Genomic DNA, 23,745 nt, shown 5'->3' with positions numbered 1-23,745 from the left:
CGCGCTCAGGCGTGCCGCCAGACCGTTCCTCCCGTGCCGAGGGCGATCGTGACGCGGGGGCGCATCGGCCCCTCGTCCCGGCGCGCGAGCAGCACCACCTCGTCGACGCGGGCCGACATGGCGCCCAGGCGGGCGGCGCACTCCGGGGCCAGTCGGCGCGGGTCGCGGGTGCGGCCGAGCGACAGGTGCGGGGTGAACCGCGGGAACCGCCCCCGGCAGCGGGGGAAGGGCTCCGCCAGGGACTCCTGGAGCGCCGTCCAGGGGCGTTCGCCCGCCGCCGCGGGGTCGAGCCACACGGTGGCGTACGCACGGTGGCGGAAGGTGCGCACGCCGCTGAGGCGGACGGCGAAGGGCTCGCACCGCGCCGCGGCCGCCGCGAGCAGCGGTACGGCTGCCGGGAAGTCCTCCTCCGGTACGAAGCCGAAGAGCAGGTTCACGTGCGGCGGCCAGCGGCGGATCTGGGGGTCGTGCTCGGCCCGGAGGTCCTGGATGGGCGGCCACAGCCCGGGCGGCGGGAGCCACACGACGGCGGTCCGGGGCGTGGGGGCGACGTCCAGGATCTCGGGGACCCCGGCGGCCGGGCCGCCGGCGGCCGGGGGAGGGCTCGGCGGGCTCACCCCGCCATCATGCCCCCGGTCAGTCCCACGGGGGTGCCGGGGGGCGGATGCGGGACAGGTCCTGCCCGGCCAGCTCGGGGCGGACGGTGAGTTCGCCGTGGACCGCCCGCAGGAGCGGGAGCGGGGCGGCCGCTGTGTCCAGGGCCAGGGCGACGTCCTTCGCGGCCAGGGCCACCGGGAAGTGGGAACCGGCCGCGAAGGTGCGGGCGACCGCTCCCGCCAGCGGGCCCCTGGCCAGTTCCCCGCGGACCAGGTCGGCGGGGAGCCCGAGCGCCTGGCCGAGGCGGAGCGCCTCGGACACCAGGGCCACGCCGCCGATCACCGCGTTGATGAGGACCAGTTTGAGGGCGGCCCCGGCGCCGGGGGCGCCGCATTCGGTGACTTCTCCGAGCCGGTCCAGGACCCGGCGCACCAGGTCGGGGAGCGGTCCGCCCGCCAGGATCCACAGCTGTCCGGCCTCCGCCCGGTCCACGCTGCCCATCACCGGCGCGTCGGTCAGCGGGACCCCCTCCGGGAGGCGGGCGGCCAGCTCGGCGATCGCGTCGGGCCCCACCGTCGAGGTGTCGATCCAGTGGGTGCCGGGCCGCAGGGCCGGGATCACGGCGTCGGCCACGGCACGGGCGGCCGCCGGGTCGGCGAGCATCGTGATGACCAGGTCGGCCCCGCGGACGGCCTCCCCGGGCCCGTCGGCGAGGCGGGCGCCGGCCGCGACCAGCGGGCCGGCCTTGTACGGGGTACGGTTCCAGACGGTCAGCGGGTGGCCGGCGTCGAGCAGGCGACGGGCCATGGGCAGGCCCATGGTGCCGAGGCCGAGGAATGCGATCTTCTCCATGGCCCCGACGCTAGGACCGCCCGGGACATGCGACAAGCGAATGTCTAGCATGGCTGCCATGCCCGATTCACATGGCTTGTACGAGGTGTTCCTGCGGGTGGCCCGGGACGGCTCCTTCACCGCCGCCGCCCAGGCCCTCGGGTACACCCAGTCCGCCGTCTCCCGGCAGGTCCAGGCCCTGGAGGAGGAGTGGGGCACCGCCCTGTTCGACCGGCTGCCGCGCGGGGTGCGGCTGACCGAGGCGGGGCGCGTCCTGCTCCCGCACGCCGAGGGCATGCGGGAGCGGCTGCGGGCGGCGCGCGCGGAGCTGGCCGCGCTGCGCTCCCTCGGCGGCGGCACGCTGCGGATCGGGGCCTTCGCCGCCGCCAACGTGTCCCTGGTCCCGCGCGCCCTGGCCGCCTTCGGGGACAGGTACCCGGGCGTCACCGTCGTCCACTCGGAAGGGCCCACCGCCAAGCACGCGGCGCTGCTGGCCGAGGGCGGCCTCGACCTGGCCGTACTGAGCACGCCCGCCGGGATCACGCTGCCCGGACCGGAGTTGTACCACCTGCTGGACGAGCCGATGTACGTGGCGCTGCCGCGCGGCCACCGGTACGCGGGGCGCTCCGTGCTCCACCTGTCCGAACTGGCCGGCGAGGACTGGATCGAGGGGGACGTCCGCCCCGATCAGACCTTGCTGTCACCGGCGTTGGCGGCGGGGTTCGTGCCGCGCGTGGCGTTCCGGGTCAACGACTGGACCGCCAAGCAGGGCTTCGTCGCCGCGGGGCTCGGCATCACGGTGCTGCCGGAACTGGCGGCCGGGGCGGTGCGGCCGGACATCGCCCTCGTACCGGTCGACCCGGCGGACCTGCCCTGCCGGAAGGTGTACGCCGGCACCCCGCGCGGGCTCCGCCACTCCCCGGCGGTCGGGGCCTTCCTCTCCCTGCTGCGCTCCGCCGCCACCGGGCGGACGGACCCGGCCGAGGGGATCCGCCCGCCTGTCCGATGATCCGTCAGCGGGACTTGTTCCGAGGCGAGTTGACCGGGGACGGTCCTGCCGCAGGACTCCGGGCGGGCAGAACGACGGCGGGGCGGTCAGGGGCCGCCGTTGGCCGTAGCGCAGCACCGTGAACCGGCCCCGGCTGATGCCGTCCTGCTCGACGATGCCGGCGCCGGCCACCACGACCGCGCCGTCGGCCTGGAGCGCCAGCGCGTTCCCCCCGTCGCCGGAGCTGACGTGTGTGCGCACCCGCCCTCGGCGGGCCCCGCAGCCCGCCCCCGGTCCCGGGACACACCGGTCCCGGGCGCGCCGGATCAGCCGATCGGCCCCCGCGCGGCCCGTGTACGCCACGCCGGGCGCGGGCCGTCTCGGCGTGTCCAGGGGCCGGCCGTGACAGACTCCGCGCGGAATCCCGAGCCCCGTCCACCACGGGAGGTCGCCCGTGCCGAACCGCCCCTCCTCCGCCCTCGCCGCCGGCTCCCTGGCCCTCGTCCTGGCCGCCGGCGCCTCCCCCGCGGCGCCCGCGCCCGCGCCGCCGCCCCCGTCGGCCGCCGGGCCGCGGGCGACCGCCGTGGCGGCGGAGCCCGGGAGCGCGACGGCCCTGGCCGGGTACGCGATCCAGTCGACGGCCAAGGTCCCGGACTCGGCCGCCGCCGTGTCCAGCCCCGGCTATCCGGCGGCTGGCTGGTACCCCGCCGGGTCCCGGTCCACCGTCCTCGCGGCGCTGCTCGCGGCCGGGGTCCACCCCGACCCCTTCTACTCCGCCAACCAGAAGCGGATCCCGGCCGGGGACTTCACCGTGCCGTGGTGGTACCGGTCCGACTTCCTCGTCGCCGACACGAGCGCCCGTACGTACCTGGACTTCAGCGGGGTGATCTCCGCCGCGGACGTCTACGTCAACGGACGCCGGATCGCCGACACGAGCACCGTCACCGGCACCTACACCCGGCACGAACTCGATGTCACCGGCCTGGTCAGGGCGGGCACCAATACGGTCGCGTTCCGGATCCAGCCCAACAACCCGCGCAAGCACCTCACGATGGGCTGGCTCGACTGGCTGCAGCCGCCGCCCGACGAGAACATGGGGATCGTCCGCGACGTCACCGTGCGCCGGGGCGGTCCGGTCGCCCTGCGCGACGCGCACGTGGTGACCTCCCTGGCGCTGCCCTCGATGTCCTCGGCCGAGCTGACCGTCAAGGCCCGGGTGCGCAACGACTCGTCGGCCGCCGTCACCACGACGGTGGCGGGCACCGTCGGCCCGGCCTCCGTCAGCGGGAGCGTCACCCTCGCCCCGCACGAGACCCGGACGGTGGTCTTCTCCCCCGCCGACCACCCGGGCCTGCGGCTGGAGTCGCCCCGCGTGTGGTGGCCCGCCGAGATGGGCGGGCAGCCCCTCTACTCCCTCGACCTGACCGCCTCGGTGGACGGCCTGCCGTCCGACAGCGCGCACGAGTCCTTCGGCATCCGCGACGTGCGGGCGCCGCTGAACGCCGACGGAGCACGCCAGTACGTGGTGAACGGGCGCCCGCTGCTGATCCGGGGCGGCGGCTGGTCCCCCGACGAGTTCCTGCGCTGGGACGCCCGGTACGCCGAGGACCGGCTGAAGTACGCCGTCGACCTGGGGCTGAACGCGCTGCGTCTGGAGGGGCACATCGAGCCCGACGAGTTCTTCGACCTCGCCGACCGGTACGGGATCCTCACCCTGCCCGGCTGGGAGTGCTGCGACAAGTGGGAGGGGGAGGTCAACGGCTCGGAGGCCGGGGAGCGGTGGGAGAGCGCCGACTACCCGGTCGCCAAGGCCTCCATGGCCGCCGAGGCCGCACGGCTGCGCGACCACCCCAGCGTGGCCTCCTTCCTGATCGGCAGCGACTTCGCCCCGAACCGGACGATCGAGCAGGGCTACCTCGACGCGCTGAAGGCCGCCGACTGGACGGCCCCGGTGATCCCCTCGGCCTCCGCGCGGTCCTCGCCGGTCACCGGGCGCTCCGGGATGAAGATGACCGGCCCCTACGACTGGGTCCCGCCGGGCTACTGGTACGCCAAGCGGGAGGGCGGGGCGACCGGGTTCAACTCCGAGACGAGCGCCGGGCCGGACGTGCCGACCCTCGACACGCTGCGCCGGATGATGTCGCCGGCGGAGCTGGAGAGCCTGTGGAAGGACCCCTCGGCGGTTCAGTACCACCGCTCGCCCTCGGCCACGTTCTCGACGCTCGGGCTGTACGACGCCGCCCTGACGGGCCGCTACGGCGCGCCGACGGGCCTCGACGACTACGTGCGCAAGGCGCAGCTCGCCCAGTACGAGGCCGTGCGGGCGCAGTTCGAGGCGTACGCCCGCAACGCGAAGGACGTCTCCGCGCCGTCGACGGGGGTCGTGTACTGGATGTTCAACAGCGGCTGGACCTCGCTGCACTGGCAGCTGGTCGACCGCTACCTCGACCAGGGCGGGGCCTACTTCGGGGCGAAGAAGGCGAACGAGCCGCTGCACGTCCAGTACGGGTACGACAACCGCGCCGTGTCGGTCGTCAACAGGCGCGCGTCCGGGGCCTCGGGCCTGACCGCGCGGGTGACCCTCTTCGACCCCGACGGCACGCAGCGGTACGACCGGACGGTGACGGGGCTGAGCGTGGCGGGCGGCGGCGCGAGCACCACCGCGCTGACCCTGCCCGCGTCGGTCCCGGGCCTCGCCACCACCCACCTGGCGCGGCTGCTGCTCTCCGACGCCACCGGGCGGGAGGTGAGCCGCAACGTCTACTGGCTCTCGTCCCGGGCCGATGTGCTCGACTACTCCAGGAGCACCTGGTACCACACGCCGACCAGCGCGTACGCCGACCTCAAGGGGCTGAACCCGATGCCGCGGTCGGCCGTGGCGACGACGGCCGCCACGACGGCCGACGACCGGGGCGTGTCGACGACGACGGTGACGGTGCGCCACGCCGGCGCGGGCAGCGCCCCTGCCCTGCTCACCGACGTGCACCTGCTGGGCGCGGGGGGCGAGCCGCTCCTGCCCGTACGGTGGAGCGACAACCAGATCACCCTCTGGCCGGGCGAATCGGCGACGCTGACGGCGACCTACCGCACGGCCGGCCTGCGCGGCGCGGCACCGGCCCTGCGGGTCTCCGGCTGGAACACCCCGACGACCACGGTCCCGGCCGGCTGACGGCCGGGGGACGGGGGCCCCGGGGCGAGTTCCGTCACAGGGGTGAAGCCGGCGACAGCGCTGGCGCTGCGGGCCGAGGCGGTCGACGCCGCACGGCGGATGCACGCGCTGGAGCACGGGCGGGCGGGGCTGGTGCACACCGCGCTGGAGCGCTACCGGGAGCAGCTGGAGGTCATGGGGCTGCTGGAGGAACTGGCATCGGCAGAGGCGGAGATGGCACGCCTGCGGGCGGGGGGACGCTGAGTTCCGCGTCCGCTCCGGGGCCGGTGTCAGGGACGGTCGTACCAGGAGAAGTCGGCGGTGCACCGGCCCCGACCCGGCCGGGGTGCTCGCGGGTTCCTTAGCGGAACGTTAGATCTGGGTGCCGGGCCTTGTCCGGGTCCGGCACCGGATCCATGCTCTGGGCACCCCCCTCATCCGGGGCGTCCCCACCTCCCATCAGGGATTTCCGTCTGGAGCCGCCATGTCCTCGTCCGCCGTCACGCCCGAGTCTCCGCACCGGGAGGAGCGCGCCAGGCGCCGCCTCGCCCTGATCGGGGGGTCCCTCGGCAACCTCGTGGAGTGGTACGACTGGTTCGTCTACGCGAGCTTCGCGATCTACTTCGCCGACTCCTTCTTCCCCGGCGACAATCCGACCACGCAGCTGCTGAACACGGCGGGCATCTTCGCGGTCGGCTTCCTGATGCGCCCCGTCGGCGGGTGGATCCTCGGCCGGGCCGCGGACCGGCACGGGCGCAAGAGCGCGCTCACCCTCACCGTCACCATGATGTCGGTGGCGGCGCTGATGATCGCCGTCGCGCCGACCTACGGCCAGGCCGGGTACTTCGGCGCCCTGGTGCTGCTGCTGGCGCGCCTGCTCCAGGGGATGAGCATCGGCGGCGAGTACGCGGCCAGCGCCACGTACCTCACCGAGGCCTCGGCCCGCGACCGGCGCGGGCTGGGCTCGTCCTTCCAGTACGTCTCGATGACCTGCGGGCAGCTGCTGGGTCTCGGCATCCTGATCACGATGCAGCACACGCTGACCGCGGCCCAGCTGTCGAGCTGGGGGTGGCGGATCCCGTTCGTCGTCGGGGCCCTGTTCGCGGTGGTGGTCTTCTGGCTGCGGCGGCGGCTCCAGGAGACCGACGCGTTCGAGGAGGAGTCCTCGGAGGGGGGCGCCCACGACGACAGCCCGCGCGGCTCGCTGAAGGCGCTGTGGGAGCACCGGCGGCAGGCCGGTCTGGTGATGGCGCTGACCCTCGGCGGAACCGTGGCGTACTACACGTACACCACGTACCTCACCAAGTACCTGGTCGGCAGCGCGGGCATGGCCAAGACCACGGCGACGCTGGTGAGCTTCACCGCCCTGGCCCTCTTCGCCGTGCTCCAGCCCTTCGCCGGGATGCTGTCCGACCGGATCGGCCGCCGCCCGCTGCTGATCACCTTCGCGGTGGGCTGCACGCTCGGCACGTACCCGATCATGACGGCCCTCGGTTCGGCGAACTCGTACTGGTCGGCGCTGGGTCTGTCCCTGCTCGCCCTGGTGATCGTCACCGGCTACACCTCGATCAACGCGGCGGTGAAGGCCGAGCTGTTCCCGACCCGGGTGCGGGCCCTGGGCGTGGCGCTGCCGTACGCCGTCGCCAACGCGCTGTTCGGCGGCACGGCCGAGTACGTGGCCCTGTGGTTCAAGAGCGGCGGCCACGAGAAGATGTTCTTCTGGTACGTGTCCGGCTGCGCGCTGGTCTCGCTGGTGACGTACGTCCTGATGCCGGACACCCGCAACGCGGCGCTGAGCCGTGCCGAGGCGGCCGGGGCGGGCGCGTCCGACGGGGGCGCCACGTCGGCGAAGGCCGGTGCCGGGGCCGCCCGCTGAACCCCTGAACCCTCCGGAGGCCCGATGCACGCACTGCTCGTCGAGGACGACGACCGCATGGCCCGGGCCCTCGGCACCGCGCTCGCCCAGCGCGGGCACACGGTCCGCCGGGCGGCGCGGGCGGCGGACGCCCTGCGGCACGTCCGCGAGGCCGAGTTCGTCCTGCTCGACCTGGGACTGCCCGATCTCGACGGGCTGGAACTGCTGCGCCGGCTGCGTACGGTCTGCGACGCGCCGCTGATCGTGGTGACGGCGCGCTGCGAGGAGCGCGACATCGTGCAGGGGCTGCGGGCGGGCGCCGACGACTACGTGGTCAAGCCGTTCCGGATGGCCGAGCTCATGGCGCGGATCGACAGCGTGCGGCGCCGGTCGGGCGGGCGCACGGCAGCCGAACCCGCACGGTACGCCGGCGGGCGGGTGCGCAGCGGGGACGTCGAGGTGGATCCGGCGGGCCGCACCGTCACGGTGGCCGGGACCGAAGTCCGGCTGACGCGGCGGGAGTTCGACGTACTGGCCTTCCTGGCCGCGCGGCCGGACCAGGTGCATTCCCGGGAGGAGATCCTGGACCGGATCTGGGGCGACGCCTTCCTCGCCGCCTCCCGCTCCCTGGACGTGCACATCGCGGGCATCCGGGCGAAGACGGGCCGGTCCGGCCTCGTGCGCACGGTACGCGGGTTCGGTTACCAGCTCGGCTCCCCCGCCGGCTGTGCGGACCGGGACTCCGGCCCGTGAGGCGCAGGCTCCTCGTGGTGCTGATGGTCCTCATGGGGGCCGCCGCGCTGTTGCTGTGCGTCCCCCTGGCCGACGCGTACGCGCGCGGGCGGACCGAGCACCTGCTGCTGCAACGGCGTTCGGAGGCCGTACGCTTCGCGGACCTGGCCGACCGGGCGGGTACGGCCGCCGACCGGGCGGAGCTGTCGGCCGAGATCGGCCGGTACGCCGAGCTGTACGGGGCCGCGGTCGTGGTCGTCGACCCGTCGGGGGCGACGGTGGCGCGGGCCGGTTCGGGCGCGGCGTCGGCCGCCCTCACCGGGCCCGGGGCCTCCTCGGCGGCCGAGGCCCGGGACCGGGCGCTGACCGGGCGTTCCACCGACCGGCTGCCCACGGTGCGGCCCTGGGGGCCGGCGCGGGTGGTGCTCGCGGAGCCGGTGGGGCGGGACGAGCGGGTCAGCGGAGCGGTGCTGCTGGCGGTGCCGACGGACGCCGCCCGCCAGGACGTCACGGTCCGCTGGTCGCTCATCGCGGCCGGTGCGGCGGCCGCCTTCGGCGCGGCGGCGCTGGTGGCGGCGGGGATCACGCGCTGGCTGATGCGGCCGCTGCTCGACCTGGACCGGGCGGTGGAGGGGCTGGCCGCCGGGAGCCTGCACACGCGGGCGGTCTCCGACACCGGTCCGCCGGAACTGCGCCGGCTGCGGCGGCACTTCAACGCGATGGCGCAGGCCCTGGCCGACTCCATCGGCCGCCAGCGGGACTTCGTCGCCGACGCCTCGCACCAGCTGCGCAACCCGCTGGCGACGCTGGTGCTCCAGCTGGAGAACGTCGAGCCGCACGTCGCCCCCGGGCCCGGCCGGGCCGAGCACGGTCGTGCGCTGGAGGAGACGGAGCGGCTGGAGGAGCTGCTCGACGGGCTGTTGGCGCTGGCCCGGGTGGAGTCGGCGGCGCCGGAGCTGTGCGAGCAGGACGTGGCCTCGGCGGTACGGGAGCGGGTGCGCGCCTGGCTGCCGGTGTTCCGGGCCGCCGGTCTGGAACTGACGGTCTGCGGCCCGCCCGGGGAGTTGCGGGCCCGTGCCCTGCCGGACGCGGCGGGCCGGGTCCTGGACGCGGCCCTCGACAACGCCGTGAAGTTCGTACCGCGCGGCGGCCGGGTCGAGGTGTGCGCCCGGCGGGGCGCGGACGGTTCGGCCGTGGTCCGGGTCACCGATGACGGGCCGGGCGTCCCCGAGGAACAACTGGAGCTGCTGCCGAGGCGTTTCGCCCGCGCGCCCGAGCACCAGAACGTGCGCGGCAGCGGGCTGGGGCTGGCCATCGCGGACGAGATCGCCCGGACCAGCGGCGGCCGGCTCGGCGTCGGCGGCAACGCGCCGCGCGGGCTGGCGGTGGAACTCCGGCTGCCGGCGCCGTGACCGGGCCGCGTCTTTCGGATCTTGCCGGCTGAGCCCGCGGCTCCCCCGGCTACCGCTGGGAGGTGCCCCCAGTGCCGTGCCCCGGTGCGTTGGCGGGGCGCCCGTGTACTGGACGTACTCGGGCGCTCCGCAACGCGGCGAGGTGCGGTGCCGGGCGGCGCGGGCCCGGCCCGATCCGAAAGACACGGCCTAGTGCCGTGCCCGGAAAGGTCCACCGGGTCGCGGCGCCCGGCACGGCACTAGCCGTACACCGAGCGGTAGTGGGCGGCCGCGCCCGGATGGAGGGGGACCCTACCGGTCGAGATGGCGAACCGGGGCTCCAGCCGTACGCCCGCCGTCACTTCGCGCAGCAGGTCGCGCCACCGGTCGAACACCACCCGCAGCAGGGCGCCCGCGGCGTCCGCGGGCACCGTGTCCCGGGCGAGGAGGTAGTTGCCGACGCCGAGGGTGCCGACCGGCGCGGCCAGTCCGTACGCCCCGGCGGGGAGGGTGACGGCCGTGTAGACGGGGCCGTGGCGCTCGCGCAGCGGGCCCACGTGGCCGTCCAGCGCGAGGAAGCGCAGCGGCAGCTCCCGTGCCAGCTCCGTCAGTGCCGGGGTGGGAACGCCGCCGGACCAGAAGAAGGCGGCGACGGTGCCCGTGCGCAGGGCGGCCGCCGATTCGGCGAGGCCCAGCTGGCGCACGTCCGCCGGGGCGGGGCCCGCGCCGGAGCCGGTGAGCCCCGCCGCGCGCAGGATGCGTCCGGCGACCACCTGTACCCCGGACCCGGCGGCGCCCGCCGCGACGGGGCGCCCGGCGAGGTCGGGTACGGCGTGCACCGGTCCGGCGGCGGGGACCACCAGGTGCGTGTAGTTGACGTAAATCCGGGCCAGCGCCGTCACCGCGGCCGGCCGGGGAAACGGCTCCCGCCCGAGTACCGCGTCCTCGGCGACGTCGGCCGTGGCCAGGGCCAGGTCCACGGAGCCCTCGTCCAGTCTCCTCAGGTTGTCCACGCTCGCGGCGGTGTCCGCCGGCACGATCTCCAGCCCGCTCCCGCCGTCGGCGGCGGCACGTGCCAGGGCCAGGCCGAAGGCGTTGTACGGACCCCCGCGCGGCCCGGTCGCGAGCCGCAGCCGGCGTACCGGCCCGGCGTCCGCCGCGCAGCCGGCGAGCGCCGCGGCGGCCGCGCCGAGCCCGGCCCGTATCAGCCGCCGGCGGCCCGGCCCGGTGTCCGTCACGGGGGCAGCGTAACCACTCCGCCGCCGCCCGCTCCCCCGGCCGGCCGGGAAACGTCATGGTTGCGTGACAGGACTGCCACAACGGCGCAGCGCGGGAACTCCGGCGGGGGCGGGTGCCGTGTCCGTCCACGCGTGCCGGTGCGGGGCCGGCCGGGAGACACCGAGGAGCATCCCATGCAGTACACAGCAGGCCCGCGCCGCTCGGCGGCGGCACTCGTGGCGGCCGCCGCGGCCGCCGTCCTGATGACGGGCTGCGGTCCGGCCGACGACGGGGCGGCCGGGACACCGACGGCGCCGCCCGCCGCTTCGGTGCCGGCCAAGCCGACGCCCACCGGCGGCTCCTCGGCCGGCGGCACGGGCGGTTCCGCAGCCGGCGGCGGGGGCGGGACCACGCCGAGCCCGGCGGGGTCCGCCCCGGGCGGCGGCGGGGCGAAGCCCTGCACGATCGACGAGGTGAAGGTCTCGGACGCCGAGCAGGCCGCGGTCCGGCCGCCCGGTACGGGGACGGGGGCCGCCATCGTCTCCGTGACCAACACCTCGAAGCACGCCTGCACCCTCAACGGGTTCCCGACGGTCGCCGGGGCGGGCAACGGCTCGCCGGGCAAGAACGTTCCCCTGGCCGTCACCCAGAGCGGCAAGGCGTCGGCGGTCCCGCTGGCGCCGGGCGCCCGCGCGTGGACGAAGCTCACCTTCGTCAACGTCCAGGGCGAGGGGGACGGGTACTGCGTCTCCGGCGCCACTCCCGCCAGCTTCCCGACCATGGTGATCGGCGTCCCCGGCGCGGGCTCGCACCAGATCGCCATGACCGACGGCGTCTTCGCCGAATGCGACAACAAGGCGACCGCCACCGCCTTCTCCGCCGTCAAGCCCTCCTGAGGCGGGCGCGGGGTGGTGCGCCGGCGGACTCGCGCCGATACTTCACGGGCAGCTCGGTCTGACCATGGAGGGGAAGCGATGAGGCTCGACAGGATGCTCCGCACCGTCTTACGGGGACCCCGCGCGGGCTTCGTGGCCGCGGCCGTACTGGCCGCGGCCACGGCCGTTCCGGCGGCGGGGCCCGCGTACGCCGCGGCGCGGTGCGCGGCCGAGGCGCCGGCGCCGGCGCCGGCGCAGGTCGGACAACTCCCGGACTGGGTCGAGTCGATCGCCGTCGACGGGCGGGGCCGGATGTTCGCCACCGCCTACTTCAGCGGCCGGGTCTACCGGATCGACGCGCCGGGGAGCACCCCGGTGGCCCTGACCGGGGACATCGGGGCCAACGGCGGGATCGTCGTCCGCGGCGACGGGCAGCTCCTCGTCGGCACGGGCAACGACCTCGCGCACTCGCTGACCGGTGACCTCTTCCCCACTTCGCGGCTGCTGCGGGTGGACCCGGATTCCGGCGCGGTCAGTACGTACGCCTCCGGCCTCGGCGGGATCGACGGGGTCGCCCTCGCGCCCGACGGGACCGTGTACACCACGACCCTGGGCGGGCGGAACATCGGCCGGGTCACCCCGGACGGCCGGGTCGACCCGGCCTGGGCCCGCGTCCCGCAGCCCAACGGGATCGCCGTCTCCCCGGACGGGAGCGAGGTCTACGTCGTGCAGACCACCGTGGCCCCCGGGCTGTACCGGATTCCCGTCGGCGATCCGGCGCACCCCCGGCTGTGGGTGTCCGCCGGCGTCCTCGACGCCCTGGCCCTGCCGGACGGGCTGACCCTCGACGGTCTGGGGCGCCCGCTGATCGCCACGCACGCGGCGGGCGAGATCTGGCGGGTCGAGGACGGGCGGCTGTGCTCCGTGGAGTCGGGGCTCCACCTCTCGACCCAGATCACCTACGGGCACGGCGACCGGGGCTTCTCGGCGGGCCGGCTCTTCCGGGCGGGCGTCGACGGGAAGGTCTACGAGGTGCCGGGCGGCGCCGGGCCCGGTCGCTGAGCCGGCCCGCGGCCCCGCCCCGGGCGGGGCCGTGTCAGGTCCAGGGGAGGGTGCGCCAGGGGCTGGCGGGGTCCGTGGCCAGGACCCGGTGGACGCCGAGGACGGTCTCGTACCACTCCCCGAACTCCTCCTCGTCGAAGTGGAGGCAGCGGCCGAGCACGTAGGCGGCCGAGAAGTCCTCCCACGAGCGGTAGTTGACCTGGACCAGGCGGCCGGCGCGGACCACCGCCGCCTCCGCCTCCCGCAGGGAGCACAGGCGGGCGGCGAGGCCCCAGCGGGCCATGGCGGAGGCCCGCCCGTAGTCCCACGCCTCGACGGAGCGGACGAACCCGCCTTCGGGGAGCAGTCCGTCGGCGCGGAAGCGCGCCTCGTAGCGGGCGATGCGGCCGATCAGCCGCTGTACGCCCGTGACCTGGCCCTCGGTCTCCGCCTCGGTGACGGTGCGGCCCCGGCTGACGCCGTCGGCCGTCAGCCGGGGCTCGGCGGCCGCCTCGGCGCGCCGGCGCACCACGTTGGCCGCGGCCTGGCGCCAGTGGTCGGCGTCGACGGGGCCCGCGAAGTCCAGCGCCATGGAGCGGCGCAGCTGCAGGACGAACTCCCAGACGCCGCTGACCATGTCGGCGCGCAGCAGCCGCTCCTGGGTGTCGAGCCAGTCCTCCCGGGTGGTGACGCCCCACCAGCGCTCCAGCGTGCGCTTCTCGTCGTGGTAGCCGCAGCCGTGGTAGGCCATCGAGTTCCAGTAGCGGCCGTTGCGCACGTTGATGTGCGCGCCGGCCGCGAGGCCGAAGGCGACCTGGCCGCTGCGGGGGCCGCCGACCTCCAGGGTGTGGATGGCGTCCGGGGCGAGCCCGGGCCGGTCCACGGGGGCGGAGTGCCGCTGCCACAGGGCACGGCCCTCCGGTCCGGCCGGCAGCACGCCCTCGCACGGGCTGCCGGGGTTGACGACGAGGTAGGGCGGGTCGTCCGGGTTCCAGACCTTCGCGAACCAGCCCAGGTCGTAGCAGTTGTAGACGGGGTCGGCGGCGGGCGGCGGCAGCATGCCGCCCGTGTAGACGGCCAGGCACATGGACTGGGTCTGCGGGTTCCAGTACGGGTGGAAGCGGGTGTTCCCCGGGTTCGCGTCGACGTCGGCCCGCGACTCCATCATGTACAGGTCCGCGCGGGCGACGATGTCGTAGTACGCGGGCCAGTCGCCGCGCGTCCTCGCCTCGTACAGCCCCCGCTCGACCGCGCTCGGTGCCTGCCAGCCCTGCGCCGGCGCCGTCGGACCGGGCGGGGCTCCCTGTTCGTGACCTGCTGTCAAACCCATGGGCAAACCCTAAGGGGTGGGTCGTGCGGGGTGGCGGGCCGGTGTCAGCCCGCCGGGCGCGGGTCGAGCGGGGTGAGGACGCCGAGCCGGTCCTCCACCGCCTGGGCCGCGTCCAGGCACAGGTCCTCCCGGAAGGCCCGTCCGACGATCTGCACCCCGCCGGGCAGGCCGTCGTAGAGGCCGGTCGGCACGGCCACGGCGGGCACGCCCACGAAACTGGTGGCCGTGCACAGCCGCATGCCCGCGGCGACGCGGTCCCGGCCGGCGCGGTCGCGGGACTCCAGTCCCGGCTCGACGGGCGGTTCGGTGAAGGAGGGACCGAGCAACAGCGGGTAGCCGTCGAGGAATTCGGCCCACGAGCGGCGGATGTTCAGCCAGGTGCCCATCAGCCGGACGAGCTCTTCGGCGGTGGCGGGCGGGGTCTTCTCCATCGCCATCTGGATGTAGCGGTCCCCGCCCTCGCCCAGGAGGGTGCGCACCACGGGCCAGCTCGGGGCGAATTCGGTCATGGTGATCCGGTCGTACGCCTCCAGCGCCTCGTCCAGCCGGGGCACGTCCGCCACCTCGCGCACGTCGTAGCCGGCGTCGCGGAGGGCGCCGGCCGCGTCGGCGACGGCCGCGCGGACCGCCGGATGGACGCCGTGCCCGCCGGGGTCGGCCACCACCGCGACCTTCACGGGGCCGGGGAGCGGGGGCCCGTACACGGGGACGGGCACGGACCGGGGGTCGCGCGGATCGGCGCCGGCCAGCGCCTCGTACGCGAGCCGCAGGTCGCCCACCCGGCGGGCGAGGGGGCCGTCGGTGACCAGCGCCTGGGACGCCGGGCCGGGGTCGTCGGGGCCGAGGACGCGGTGGTCGGCGGGGAAGCGCCCGGTGGTGGGCTTGAGCCCGGCCACCCCGCAGAACTGGGCGGGGATCCGGATGGAGCCGCCGGAGTCGTTGCCGAGGCCGATCGCCGCCATGCCGGTGGCGACGGCGGCCGCGTCGCCGCCGCTGGTGCCGCCCGGGGTGCGGGTGGGGTCCCAGGGGTTGGCGGTGTCGCCGAAGAGCTCGCTGCGCGTGTGCATCCCGGCGAGGATCAGGGTGGGCATGTTGGAGTGCCCGATCGGGACGGCGCCCGCGGCGCGCAGCCGGGCCACGGGGGGCGCGTCGGCGGGGGCTGTCAGCCGGCGGAAGCGCTCGACGCCGAAGGTGGTCGGTACGCCCTCGACGGGGGTGCTCTCCTTGACCGTGAACGGCACGCCGGCGAGCGGGCCGAGCGGCTCGCCCGCGGCCCGGCGGCGGTCCGTCGCGGCGGCTTCTTCGAGCGCCCGGTCCGCCATCAGCTGGGTCACCGCGTTCACCGCGGGGTTGACCTCGGCGATCCGCTCCAGGTGGCTCCGGACGAGTTCCACCGCCGACACCTCGCCGCCGCGGACGGCTCGTGCCTGTTCGGCGGCCGGCCGCCGCCAGAGGGCTTCCTGTGTGTCCCGCATGGTCCGGTACTCCCCTGCTCGCTCTCGTTCTGATGCGCTTGCATCGGAACCATAACCGAGGAACCGATGCGCTCGCATCGAATAAAGTGGGAGGCGTACGCACGTGCGGCGGGCGGCCCGAGCGGGCCGGAACAGGAAGGCGGGTACGCATGCCCAGGCAGGTGGACCACGAGGGGCGGCGCCGTCTCATCGCCGAGGCCGTCTGCCGCCTCGCCGACGAACGCGGGCTGGAGGGCGTCACACTGCGCGACGTGGCGGCCCGCGCCGAGGTGTCGATGGGCGCCGTGCAGCGGTGCTTCGGCACCAAGGAGGAGATGCTGCTCTTCGCCCTCGGACACGTCGGCGAAGCCATCGGCGCACGCGTACGGGCCCGGCTGGTCCGCAGCCCCGCCCAGTCGGCCGCGTCCGCCCTGGGCCACGCGGCCACCGAGGTCGCACTGCTGCGCGAGGAGCACCGGGCCGAGGCCCGGGTCTGGCTCGCCTTCGTCGCGCAGGCCGCCGTCAGCACACCGCTGGCCGCGGCGCTGAAGGCCAACTACGCGGCCCTGCATTCGGCGTTCGCCCAGCTCATCGCGGAGGCCGACGAGGGCGCGGACGGGCCGGCGCGCCTCGATCCGCAGCGGGAGGCCCGCGCCGTCCTGGCCCTGGCGGACGGCCTCACCACGCACGTCCTGATCGGGCACCTCGCCCCGCGGGAGGCCGAGGAGGTGCTCCACGCCCACCTGCGCGGCCTGTGGGAAGGGCCGGCCGGTGCCCGGTGAGGCCGCCGCCGCGGGCCTGTGAAAGAGTGCCGACTCAGCGCACGACAGGACGGAAGGACTCCCCCACCATGCACACTGCCGACCGGATCGACCACGGGGCGGCGGTCGCGGCGGAGACCGCCCGCTTCGCGGCCCTGCTCGCGGACGCCGACCTGACGGTCCCCGTACCCACCTGCCCCGGCTGGACGCTGGCCGACCTGGTCCGGCACGCCGGCGGCGTGCACCGCTGGTTCTCGGTGCTGCTGCGGCAGCGGATCCAGCAGCCCCCGGCCGGCCGCGAAGTGGACCTGCGGCTGCCCGAGCGGCAGGACGGTTACGCCGAATGGCTGAGGGCGGGCGCGGCCGAGGCGGCGGAGGTGTTCGCCGGCACCGACCCGGACGCCCCGATGTGGGTGTGGGGCGCGGACGGGCACGCCCGGTTCTGGGTCCGCCGGATGCTGTTCGAGACGCTGGTGCACCGCGTCGACGCCGAACGGGCGCTCGGACTGGCCTCGGTCATCGACCCGGGGCTCGCGCGGGACGGCGTGGACGAGTTCCTGGCCAACCTGCCCTACGCCGCGCTGTTCGCGCCGAAGGTGGCGCACCTGCGCGGGTCCGGCGAGGCCATCCGCTTCCGGTGCACCGACATGGACGGGACCTGGCTGGTGCGGCTGCGGCCCGACGGTTTCGGCCTCGACGCTGACCTCGGCGCGGGCGGTGTTCCGGCCCCCGCCGAGGCGGAGGTCCGGGCGGGGGCCGCGGACCTCCTGCTCCTGCTCTACGGCCGGCTGGACCGTACGGCGCCGGGCGTCGGGACCACCGGGGACGGCGAGCTGCTCGACCTCTGGTTCGCCAACTCGGCGTTCTGACAGGCGACAGCCGCGCCGAACGGGAAATGCGGATCCCCGGGGGCTGTGTCAGCGTGGGAGGGGCACATGCCCCGCCGAAGGGATCCTCACGTGGCGTCTCCTGGTGACCCGCCGTCCGCCGCCGCCCTCGCGGCGCAGGCCCCTCCCCCCGCGGAGCGGCCCCTCGGGCAGGCGCCGACCGACCTGTGGGCGCTGGGCCTGGTGATGGCCGCCGCCCCGTGTTCGGCCCGTGAGGCGAAGCAGATCCTGCTGGCGGCGGCCGACCGGGCCCGGATCACCGCGGCGCAGGCCGCGGAGGCGATGGTGGCCGGGTCGCTGGGCCTGCCGGTGCCCGGGCGGGTGGAACGGGCCCTGCACCGGGCGCTGCAGGCGGCCCGCACCCCGCTGCCGCCGGGGGCCTTCCGGGGCGTCGGGATCCTGCCGAGCCGCCTGCGGACCGAGGAGGTCCTCTCACGGCTGCGCGGCTGCCAGGCCCGCCTCGCGGCCGCCCCCACCGACCCGGGCACGCTGCGGGCCATGGACGACGTGGCCTACACCCTGTGCGTCCTGATGGGCCGTCCCACCACCCACGAGGCCGTCCTGGCGGCCGAACGGCACCTCCGCGCCCCGGAGTAGGGCGCGCCGGTCACCAGCGGACGGGGAGTTCCCGTACGCCTCGGATCAGCATGCCGGGCACCCAGGAGAGCTTGGCGACGTCGGCGTCGCCCTCCAGGTCCGGGAAGCGCTCCAGCAGGGAGCGGAGGGCGATGCGGCCCTCCATCCGGGCCAGCGGCGCGCCCAGGCAGTAGTGGAGGCCGTGGCCGAAGGCGATGTGGCCGCGCGCGTCACGGCGGATGTCGAAGCGGTCCGGGTCCGCGAAGCGCGCCGGGTCGCGGTCCGCGTCGGCCATGGCGATCAGGACGGCGGAGCCCTTGGGGATCACCACCCCGCCCATCTCCACGTCCTCCAGGGCGAGTCGCTCGGTGCAGGTCTCCACCGGTCCGTCGTAGCGGAGCATCTCCTCGATGGCGCCGTCCAGCAGGCCGAGGTCCGCGCGCAGGTCGGCCAACTGCTCGGGGTGGGCGAACAGCGCGCGCATCCCGTTGCCGATCATGTTGACGGTGGTCTCGTGCCCGGCGATGAGCAGCAGGACGCACATGCCTATCAGCTCGGACGGCGACAGCCGGTCACCGCCCTCGTCGACGGCGTGGATCATCGCGCTCAGCAGGTCGTCGCCCGGTTCGGCGCGCTTGGCGTCGATCAGACCGCCGAGGTACCGGGGCATCTCCTCGTACGCGCGGGCCTCGGCCTCCGCGCTGGTACGGGCGACCATCTCGCTGGACCAGCCGCGGAAGGCCTCGCGGTCCAGGGTGGGCACACCGAGCAGTTCGCAGATGACGGTCATCGGCAGCGGGAAGGCGAAGGCCTCCACCAGGTCGCCGCGGCGGTCGCCGTTCGCCTGCATGGCGTCGAGCAGTCCGTCGGTGATCTGCTGGATGCGCGGCGCCAGCGCCTCGATGCGGCGCGGGGTGAACTCCCGGGCCACCAGGCGGCGCAGGCGGGTGTGGTCCGGCGGGTCCGACATCAGCATGTGGGCCAGCGCCGGGTGGTCCTGTTCGGCGTTGATGATCTGGCCGACGTCCCCGGAGCGGCGCCAGTCGCGGCTCAGCCGCGGGTCGGTGAAGGCCGTACGACAGGCCTCGTGGCCGACGACGAGCCACATGTGCTCGCCGTCGGGCGTCAGCACGTGGTGCACGGGGCCCCGCTCCCGCAGTGCCGCGTAGACCGGGTACGGGTCCCGTATGAAGTCCGGGCTGAGTTCCAGCAGATCGACGACGGCAGGCTGAAGTGCCATTCCATTCCCCCTGGATCGAATGCGTCGCGGCGCCGCGGCGCCGCGTGTTCACCCCAGAGTAGTCGCGGTGTCACCGCGAGGGGCGGCCGGCCTGCCCGGTTCCGGTTCGATCGCGCGTGGAGGCATTGCGGCGCCGTAAGTGGGAAGACGCCAACCGGAGATCGGAGAAGCCATGATCATTCTGGGCGTCATTCTGCTGATCGTCGGCTACGTGACCGGCATAGCCATCCTCTGGACCCTCGGCATCATCCTGGTCCTCATCGGCCTCGTCCTGTGGGTCCTGGGAGCCGTCGGACACGCCGTCGGAGGACGACGGCACTACTGGTAGGAGTGCCGGGCCCGGCGCCGTCCGCGGCGCCGTCCCCGGCGCCGGACGGCCGTACGGGCCGGAGGTTCACCCCTCCGGCCCGTACGCCGGCGCCCGCGGGCCGCGGCCGGTCAGTTCCCGGCGCCGTGGTCCTCGGGCAGTCCGGTGCCGCCCATGCGCGTGAGCAGGGCACTGAGGGTCTCGACCTCGGCAGGGGCCCACTCGGGTGCCGCGAACACCTCGGCCGCGACCTGACCGGCGGCCTTGAGGCACTCCGCCAGCCGTTCGCGGCCGGCGTCCGTCAGCGCCGCGTAGGCGACGCGGGCGTCACGGGCGTCGGCCTCGCGGACCACCAGGCCGATCCGTTCCAGCGGGCCCAGTCCCCGGGTCACGCCGGAAGCCGTCAGCCCCAGCGCGCCGGCGAGGTCGACGCGCCGCATCCGGCCGCCTTCCGCCCGCCCGAGGTGGAGCAGCACCATGAAGTCGGCCAGGCTGACTCCGTACAGCGACCCCAGGCGGGAGTCGAACCGTCGCACCAGGGCCGTCTGGGCCTTCACCAGGCGCAGGGACACATCCAGCGCATCACTCATTGCTACCTCCTTGACCCCTCAAGCATCTCTCCAAAAACTTGAGGAGTCAAGGAGCTGCCAAGCATTTCTCCCCGGGGCCGGGGCGGTGGCGTATCGTCCTCCCGTTCCCGAAACCGGAGGCACCGACCATGGGGCTCGTAGGGCTGCTCCTGCTGAACGGCTTCGCCCTGGCCGCGTTCGCCTTCGGCCGCCTCGCCGTCCGGCTGGTGCGCCGCGCGCCCGTGTGGGCGTACGCGGCCGCCCCGCCCCTGGCGGTCATCGCCGCCGGCTGGGCGCTGGGATGGCTGATGTGGCCCTCGTACGCGGCGGCCCCGGCGGTCCTGGTGTGGTGGCTGGGCGGACTGACCGGCGCCGTCACCTGGTGGACCTGCCAGGCCCGCACCCACCGGCGCCGCCACTGACCCGGCTGCCCGGGCCGTCTCTTTCGGATCTTGTCGGCCTAGTCTTCTCCCGTGACGACGAACGCGGAGACGGTCAGGGACGGCGGGAGGCTGCTCTACGGGTGCATGCGGCTGGGCGGGAGCTGGGAGCCCGGCCCTTACGGCCCCCGGGACATCGACGCCGCCGAGGAGGCCGTACGCGCCGCCCTCGACATCGGGATCACCGTCTTCGACCACGCCGACATCTACCGGCACGGCAAGGCCGAGGCGGTCTTCGGCGAGGTACTGGCCCGGACGCCCGGGCTCCGGGAACGCATCACCCTCCAGACCAAGTGCGGCATCCGCCTGCCCGGCCGGGACGGGGCCCCCGGGATGTACGACCTGCGCGGCCCGGGCATCGTCCGGCGGGTCGAGGAGAGCCTCGAACGGCTGCGGACCGACGTCATCGACGTGCTCCTGCTGCACCGCCCGGACCCCCTCGCCGACCCCGACGCGATCGCGTCCGCCCTGATGTCCCTGCACGGCCGGGGACTGGTGCGCGCCTTCGGGGTCTCCAACATGGGCGCCCCGCAGATCGCCCGGCTCCAGGCGCGCCTGGACCTGCCGCTGGCCGCCAACCAGCTGGAGATGAGCCTGCACAGCCGCGCCTGGGTGGAGTCGGGGGTACTGCTCAACACCCCCGAGGGCGCCGGCCACGGTTTCGCCTTCGGAACGCTGGAGCACTGCCTCGACCACGGCATCCGCCTCCAGGCCTGGGGCGCGCTCGCCCAGGGCCGGTTCACGGGACGGCAGCGGACACCGGCCGAGCGGGCCACCGCCGCCCTGCTCGAAGAGCTGGCGCGGAAGAAGGGCACCACCCCGGAGTCGGTGCTGCTGTGGTGGCTGACGCGGCACCCGGCGGGCATCGCGCCGGTGATCGGCACGGCGCGTCCCGACCGGATCCGCGCCTGCCGCGACGCCGCCCTGAATCCGCCCGACCTCACGCACGAGGAGTGGTACGAACTGTGGACCACGGCCCGGGGCGTACCGCTGCCCTGATCACTCGTCCCGCCTGCCGGGGGCGAGGTGGGCCACCACCTCGGCGAGGTCCTCGCACACCTCCTCGATCTTCAGGCGGACGTTGTTCTGCTCGGTGACCATGGCCGACAGCAGCAGTCCCGTCAGGGCCGCGGCCCCGTTGAGGGCCTGGAGGTTGACCATCACCTCCAGGAGGCTGTGGTGGGCGAAGGGCCCGGCCTGGTCGATCGCCGCGCCGACGGCCACGATGGACACGGCCAGGGCACAGGGCGCGCTGCCGGCCAGCTGGAAGCGCACCGCCGCCCAGATGAGCAGCGGGAAGACCAGGAAGAGCAGCGACAGGCTGCTGCGGGTCGCCACCTCGGTCACCACGACCGCCGCGAGCATCAGCGCGACCGCCTCGGCGATCCGGAACGGGTCCCGGGGCAGCCTGGCCCCGCGCAGGACCAGCAGCAGCGGGGTCACCAGCAGCACCCCCATGGTGTCCCCGGCCCACCAGGCCGCCCACACGCCCCAGAACTTCGCCGCCGGCAGGTCTCCGGTGAGCAGCAGCGTCCCGGCGCCGCCGGTGGCACTGATCAGCATCGGCGCGAGACCGCCCAGGAAGACCAGCACCACCCCGTCCCGCAGCCGGTCCAGCTCGGCCCGGAAGCCGACACGGCGGAGGAGTGCGTAGGCACACAGCGGGGCCAGGGTGTTCCCCGCGACGATGGCGAGGTCGACGGGGCGGAACGCGCTGATCCCCTCGATGGCGAGGTACGTGCCCAGCGCGATGCCCGGCCAGATCCGCGGTCCGAACCAGAGCAGGGCCGCCAGGGCGACCCCGGTGGGGGGCCACAGGGGCGTGACGACCGAGCCCTCGACGACGACCTGCCGCAGCAGGCCGAGCCGGCCGCTCAGGTAGTAGGCGGCGGCGACGCCGAGGATCCGAAGGAGCGCTTCGGACGGACGTCGCCATTCCACGGTGCGCACCACAGCATCAGACAACAGCCCGGCCACCGGGGCGGGGCGTGACACGCCCGGCGGGGTTCAGGGGCCCGCCGCATCGTGACTGAGGACGAGCACCGCCGCGTCGTCGGCGTGGCCGGTGGAGTCGGCCACCTTCATCACCTCGGCCGCCAGCTCGTCGGGGTCGCCGCCCGCCGCCTCCCTGACGATCCGCAGCACCCGCTCCAGGCCCACCTCGATCGGGAACGCCGGTCCTTCCACGACACCGTCGGTCAGCAGGACGATCGAGCCCGGCTCCGTCAGCCGGCGCCGGGTGACCGAGTACCGCGCGCCGGGGACCGTGCCCAGGGGCGGGCCGCCCGCGTCCTCGGCGACGCCGTACCGGCCGGCGGCGGTGGCCCAGACGGTGGGCACGTGGCCGGCCCGGGCGCTGGCGAGGTCGCCGGTGCGCGGGTCGTAGCGGAGCAGGCTGCACGTGGCGAACAGCTCGCTGTCGAGGGAGAGCAGTACGTCGTTGGCACGGCCGAGCACCTCGCCCGGATCGGTGACGACGGCCGCCACGGCGCGCAGGCAGACGCGGACCTGCCCCATGAAGGCGGCGGCGGCCACGTCGTGCCCCTGTACGTCGCCGATGGAGAAGGCGAGGGCGTCCTCGGCCACCCGGAACCCGTCGTACCAGTCGCCTCCGATCTCCAGGCCGTGCTGGGCGGGCGCGTACCGGGCGGCCGTGCGCAGCCCCGGCAGGACGGGGAGGGAGGAGGGCAGCATCTCTCGCTGGAGGGCCTCGGCCAGCTCCACGCGGGCGTGCTGGAACCGCGCCCCTTCCCGTGCCTGGGCGCTCAGCCGCCCCAGCATGCTCAGCAGGTCGGCGCTGTCCGGCCGGTGCGGTTGTCGCCGAGGGGTCACGGACCCCTCCGGGGTATGCCCATGGTCTCCCTGCTCCCGCCGCGCGAAGATGCAGGCCCATCATATTTCGGCCGGGCGGATTCCGCCGGGCGCCCGGCGCCGTCCCGTCCCGCACGACGAGTACCTACGGGGCGTCTTGTGGAGCACCAGCGCGCCGGGGGCCTGGCGCTCCAGGATCTCCACCGGCCGGTCGAAGACCGTCGGGCCGCGGCCCACGCGGGCGGCCGCCAGGTCCCGGGCGACCCGTTCGCGGTTGGTGGGGTGGCGGCGGCGCAGCGGTCCTCCAGGACCCGCGCGGTCTCCGCGTGGCCCAGGGCCTGCCGGGAGTGAAGGTGGCCGCGCCGTTCCACCGTGAAGGAGCCGTCCTCCGGTGTGCCGAACCCGCCGCGCAGGCAGTCGTCGAAAGCGTCGAGGTTCTTCCCGAAGTAGCCGCCGTGGCCGTTGACGGCCTCTCCGATCACCCGCCAGAAGTCGTCCAGGGTCTGGATCCGCTCGCCTTCCAGCACGCAGGACGTCGTCATGCGCTGATCCCACGGGCCGCCAACAAGCCATTTTCTGGCCGAAAATGACGGGGCTTCGGCCGGAACCTCGATGCCCTGCTCTGCATCATCTTGCGTAGGCCCTTGATCGACTCGGACCGCCGCCCGCCGCCCCTCACCCCCGGCGGCCGGTC

Annotated in this window: 23 protein-coding genes and 1 pseudogene; 14 read left to right on the top strand and 10 right to left on the bottom strand. The window is 75.1% G+C overall.

The features are described 5' to 3' along the window. Positions 1 to 5 precede the first annotated feature (5 nt). Both ACZ518_RS31400 and ACZ518_RS31395 read right to left on the bottom strand, forming a co-directional pair. Positions 6 to 617, bottom strand: a complete 612-nt coding sequence (locus tag ACZ518_RS31400) for a 2'-5' RNA ligase family protein (protein WP_469116417.1) — start codon at positions 615 to 617, stop codon at positions 6 to 8. 19 nt (positions 618 to 636) lie between these two features. After that, positions 637 to 1,449: an NAD(P)-dependent oxidoreductase gene (locus ACZ518_RS31395; RefSeq protein WP_469116416.1), complete on the bottom strand. Its 813-nt coding sequence runs from the start codon at positions 1,447 to 1,449 to the stop codon at positions 637 to 639. Positions 1,450 to 1,507: 58 nt separating this feature from the next. On the opposite strand from ACZ518_RS31395, the gene ACZ518_RS31390 reads away from it, so the two are divergent. The 6 genes from ACZ518_RS31390 (at position 1,508) to ACZ518_RS31365 (ending at position 9,563) form a co-directional block, all read left to right on the top strand. After that, positions 1,508 to 2,437 (top strand): LysR family transcriptional regulator, encoded by a 930-nt coding sequence (locus tag ACZ518_RS31390; protein WP_469116415.1) that lies wholly within the window; start codon positions 1,508 to 1,510, stop codon positions 2,435 to 2,437. A gap of 433 nt (positions 2,438 to 2,870) precedes the next feature. Continuing rightward, on the top strand, positions 2,871 to 5,585 hold the full coding sequence (locus ACZ518_RS31385; RefSeq protein WP_469116414.1) for a glycoside hydrolase family 2 protein: 2,715 nt from the start codon (positions 2,871 to 2,873) through the stop codon (positions 5,583 to 5,585). A 42-nt stretch (positions 5,586 to 5,627) separates the two neighbouring features. Beyond that, positions 5,628 to 5,828, top strand: coding sequence for a hypothetical protein (locus ACZ518_RS31380; RefSeq protein WP_469116413.1), 201 nt, complete (start codon positions 5,628 to 5,630; stop codon positions 5,826 to 5,828). 220 nt (positions 5,829 to 6,048) lie between these two features. Further along, positions 6,049 to 7,440, top strand: a complete 1,392-nt coding sequence (locus tag ACZ518_RS31375) for an MFS transporter (RefSeq protein ID WP_469116412.1) — start codon at positions 6,049 to 6,051, stop codon at positions 7,438 to 7,440. 24 nt (positions 7,441 to 7,464) lie between these two features. Next, positions 7,465 to 8,172 carry a response regulator transcription factor gene (locus ACZ518_RS31370; protein ID WP_469116411.1) on the top strand — a complete coding sequence of 236 codons (708 nt, stop codon included), beginning with the start codon at positions 7,465 to 7,467 and terminating at the stop codon, positions 8,170 to 8,172. Further along, a complete protein-coding gene (locus tag ACZ518_RS31365; protein WP_469116410.1) occupies positions 8,169 to 9,563 on the top strand; it encodes a HAMP domain-containing sensor histidine kinase in 1,395 nt (464 codons plus the stop codon). The genes ACZ518_RS31370 and ACZ518_RS31365 overlap by 4 nt, the downstream gene beginning before the upstream one ends. A 239-nt stretch (positions 9,564 to 9,802) precedes the next feature. On the opposite strand, the gene ACZ518_RS31360 is transcribed toward ACZ518_RS31365, so the two are convergent. Further along, positions 9,803 to 10,780: a TAXI family TRAP transporter solute-binding subunit gene (locus ACZ518_RS31360; RefSeq protein ID WP_469116409.1), complete on the bottom strand. Its 978-nt coding sequence runs from the start codon at positions 10,778 to 10,780 to the stop codon at positions 9,803 to 9,805. A 174-nt stretch (positions 10,781 to 10,954) separates the two neighbouring features. Between ACZ518_RS31360 and ACZ518_RS31355 the strand changes: the two genes are divergently transcribed. Further along, the gene (locus ACZ518_RS31355) at positions 10,955 to 11,656 is read left to right on the top strand and encodes a DUF4232 domain-containing protein (RefSeq protein ID WP_469116408.1); all 702 of its coding nucleotides are present in this window, start codon (positions 10,955 to 10,957) and stop codon (positions 11,654 to 11,656) included. A 78-nt stretch (positions 11,657 to 11,734) separates the two neighbouring features. Next, positions 11,735 to 12,697 carry an SMP-30/gluconolactonase/LRE family protein gene (locus tag ACZ518_RS31350; protein WP_469116407.1) on the top strand — a complete coding sequence of 321 codons (963 nt, stop codon included), beginning with the start codon at positions 11,735 to 11,737 and terminating at the stop codon, positions 12,695 to 12,697. Between the two features lie 34 nt (positions 12,698 to 12,731). On the opposite strand, the gene ACZ518_RS31345 is transcribed toward ACZ518_RS31350, so the two are convergent. Beyond that, the gene (locus tag ACZ518_RS31345) at positions 12,732 to 14,006 is read right to left on the bottom strand and encodes a DUF1266 domain-containing protein (protein ID WP_469116406.1); all 1,275 of its coding nucleotides are present in this window, start codon (positions 14,004 to 14,006) and stop codon (positions 12,732 to 12,734) included. 44 nt (positions 14,007 to 14,050) lie between these two features. After that, complete coding sequence (locus ACZ518_RS31340; RefSeq protein WP_469116405.1) at positions 14,051 to 15,481, bottom strand: amidase; 1,431 nt, start codon at positions 15,479 to 15,481, stop codon at positions 14,051 to 14,053. Positions 15,482 to 15,630: 149 nt separating this feature from the next. Between ACZ518_RS31340 and ACZ518_RS31335 the strand changes: the two genes are divergently transcribed. The 3 genes from ACZ518_RS31335 (at position 15,631) to ACZ518_RS31325 (ending at position 17,705) form a co-directional block, all read left to right on the top strand. Continuing rightward, entirely contained in the window at positions 15,631 to 16,242 is a 612-nt protein-coding gene (locus ACZ518_RS31335) for a TetR/AcrR family transcriptional regulator (protein ID WP_469116404.1), read from the top strand. Between the two features lie 68 nt (positions 16,243 to 16,310). Continuing rightward, positions 16,311 to 17,090, top strand: coding sequence for a maleylpyruvate isomerase family mycothiol-dependent enzyme (locus tag ACZ518_RS31330; RefSeq protein WP_469116403.1), 780 nt, complete (start codon positions 16,311 to 16,313; stop codon positions 17,088 to 17,090). Positions 17,091 to 17,180: 90 nt separating this feature from the next. Then, entirely contained in the window at positions 17,181 to 17,705 is a 525-nt protein-coding gene (locus ACZ518_RS31325) for a DUF5133 domain-containing protein (protein ID WP_469116402.1), read from the top strand. 10 nt (positions 17,706 to 17,715) lie between these two features. On the opposite strand, the gene ACZ518_RS31320 is transcribed toward ACZ518_RS31325, so the two are convergent. Beyond that, a complete protein-coding gene (locus ACZ518_RS31320; RefSeq protein ID WP_469116401.1) occupies positions 17,716 to 18,924 on the bottom strand; it encodes a cytochrome P450 family protein in 1,209 nt (402 codons plus the stop codon). 172 nt (positions 18,925 to 19,096) lie between these two features. On the opposite strand from ACZ518_RS31320, the gene ACZ518_RS31315 reads away from it, so the two are divergent. After that, a complete protein-coding gene (locus tag ACZ518_RS31315; protein ID WP_469116400.1) occupies positions 19,097 to 19,252 on the top strand; it encodes a DUF6131 family protein in 156 nt (51 codons plus the stop codon). A 110-nt stretch (positions 19,253 to 19,362) separates the two neighbouring features. Here ACZ518_RS31315 and ACZ518_RS31310 read toward each other — a convergent pair whose 3' ends face one another. Next, a complete protein-coding gene (locus ACZ518_RS31310; protein WP_469116399.1) occupies positions 19,363 to 19,821 on the bottom strand; it encodes a MarR family winged helix-turn-helix transcriptional regulator in 459 nt (152 codons plus the stop codon). A 128-nt stretch (positions 19,822 to 19,949) separates the two neighbouring features. Here ACZ518_RS31310 and ACZ518_RS31305 point away from each other — a divergent pair, with 128 nt between their 5' ends. Both ACZ518_RS31305 and ACZ518_RS31300 read left to right on the top strand, forming a co-directional pair. After that, positions 19,950 to 20,222, top strand: a complete 273-nt coding sequence (locus ACZ518_RS31305; RefSeq protein ID WP_469116398.1) for a hypothetical protein — start codon at positions 19,950 to 19,952, stop codon at positions 20,220 to 20,222. 51 nt (positions 20,223 to 20,273) lie between these two features. Beyond that, positions 20,274 to 21,239: an aldo/keto reductase gene (locus ACZ518_RS31300; RefSeq protein WP_469116397.1), complete on the top strand. Its 966-nt coding sequence runs from the start codon at positions 20,274 to 20,276 to the stop codon at positions 21,237 to 21,239. Here ACZ518_RS31300 and ACZ518_RS31295 read toward each other — a convergent pair whose 3' ends face one another. The 3 genes and pseudogenes from ACZ518_RS31295 to ACZ518_RS31285 form a co-directional block, all read right to left on the bottom strand. Further along, on the bottom strand, positions 21,240 to 22,193 hold the full coding sequence (locus ACZ518_RS31295) for an MASE1 domain-containing protein (protein ID WP_469116396.1): 954 nt from the start codon (positions 22,191 to 22,193) through the stop codon (positions 21,240 to 21,242). Positions 22,194 to 22,247: 54 nt separating this feature from the next. Next, positions 22,248 to 23,072: a PP2C family protein-serine/threonine phosphatase gene (locus ACZ518_RS31290; RefSeq protein ID WP_469116395.1), complete on the bottom strand. Its 825-nt coding sequence runs from the start codon at positions 23,070 to 23,072 to the stop codon at positions 22,248 to 22,250. A 141-nt stretch (positions 23,073 to 23,213) separates the two neighbouring features. Beyond that, positions 23,214 to 23,593, bottom strand: a pseudogene (locus ACZ518_RS31285) (barstar family protein); the annotation flags it as partial. Positions 23,594 to 23,745: the final 152 nt, after the last annotated feature.

It is taken from the genome of Streptomyces sp. NPDC033966 (assembly GCF_055575955.1).
Note: the sequence above shows the minus strand (reverse complement) of the source record. Positions and strands in the feature narration are given on the sequence as shown.

What these genes read in the sequence shown, in the direction of transcription:
- ACZ518_RS31395 (WP_469116416.1), bottom strand. Translation starts at nt 1,449, where the DNA reads ATGGAGAAGATCGCATTCCTCGGCCTCGGCACCATGGGCCTGCCCATG.
- ACZ518_RS31390 (WP_469116415.1), top strand. Translation starts at nt 1,508, where the DNA reads ATGCCCGATTCACATGGCTTGTACGAGGTGTTCCTGCGGGTGGCCCGG.
- ACZ518_RS31375 (WP_469116412.1), top strand. Translation starts at nt 6,049, where the DNA reads ATGTCCTCGTCCGCCGTCACGCCCGAGTCTCCGCACCGGGAGGAGCGC.
- ACZ518_RS31370 (WP_469116411.1), top strand. Translation starts at nt 7,465, where the DNA reads ATGCACGCACTGCTCGTCGAGGACGACGACCGCATGGCCCGGGCCCTC.
- ACZ518_RS31355 (WP_469116408.1), top strand. Translation starts at nt 10,955, where the DNA reads ATGCAGTACACAGCAGGCCCGCGCCGCTCGGCGGCGGCACTCGTGGCG.
- ACZ518_RS31350 (WP_469116407.1), top strand. Translation starts at nt 11,735, where the DNA reads ATGAGGCTCGACAGGATGCTCCGCACCGTCTTACGGGGACCCCGCGCG.
- ACZ518_RS31345 (WP_469116406.1), bottom strand. Translation starts at nt 14,006, where the DNA reads ATGGGTTTGACAGCAGGTCACGAACAGGGAGCCCCGCCCGGTCCGACG.
- ACZ518_RS31340 (WP_469116405.1), bottom strand. Translation starts at nt 15,481, where the DNA reads ATGCGGGACACACAGGAAGCCCTCTGGCGGCGGCCGGCCGCCGAACAG.
- ACZ518_RS31335 (WP_469116404.1), top strand. Translation starts at nt 15,631, where the DNA reads ATGCCCAGGCAGGTGGACCACGAGGGGCGGCGCCGTCTCATCGCCGAG.
- ACZ518_RS31330 (WP_469116403.1), top strand. Translation starts at nt 16,311, where the DNA reads ATGCACACTGCCGACCGGATCGACCACGGGGCGGCGGTCGCGGCGGAG.
- ACZ518_RS31320 (WP_469116401.1), bottom strand. Translation starts at nt 18,924, where the DNA reads ATGGCACTTCAGCCTGCCGTCGTCGATCTGCTGGAACTCAGCCCGGAC.
- ACZ518_RS31315 (WP_469116400.1), top strand. Translation starts at nt 19,097, where the DNA reads ATGATCATTCTGGGCGTCATTCTGCTGATCGTCGGCTACGTGACCGGC.
- ACZ518_RS31310 (WP_469116399.1), bottom strand. Translation starts at nt 19,821, where the DNA reads ATGAGTGATGCGCTGGATGTGTCCCTGCGCCTGGTGAAGGCCCAGACG.
- ACZ518_RS31305 (WP_469116398.1), top strand. Translation starts at nt 19,950, where the DNA reads ATGGGGCTCGTAGGGCTGCTCCTGCTGAACGGCTTCGCCCTGGCCGCG.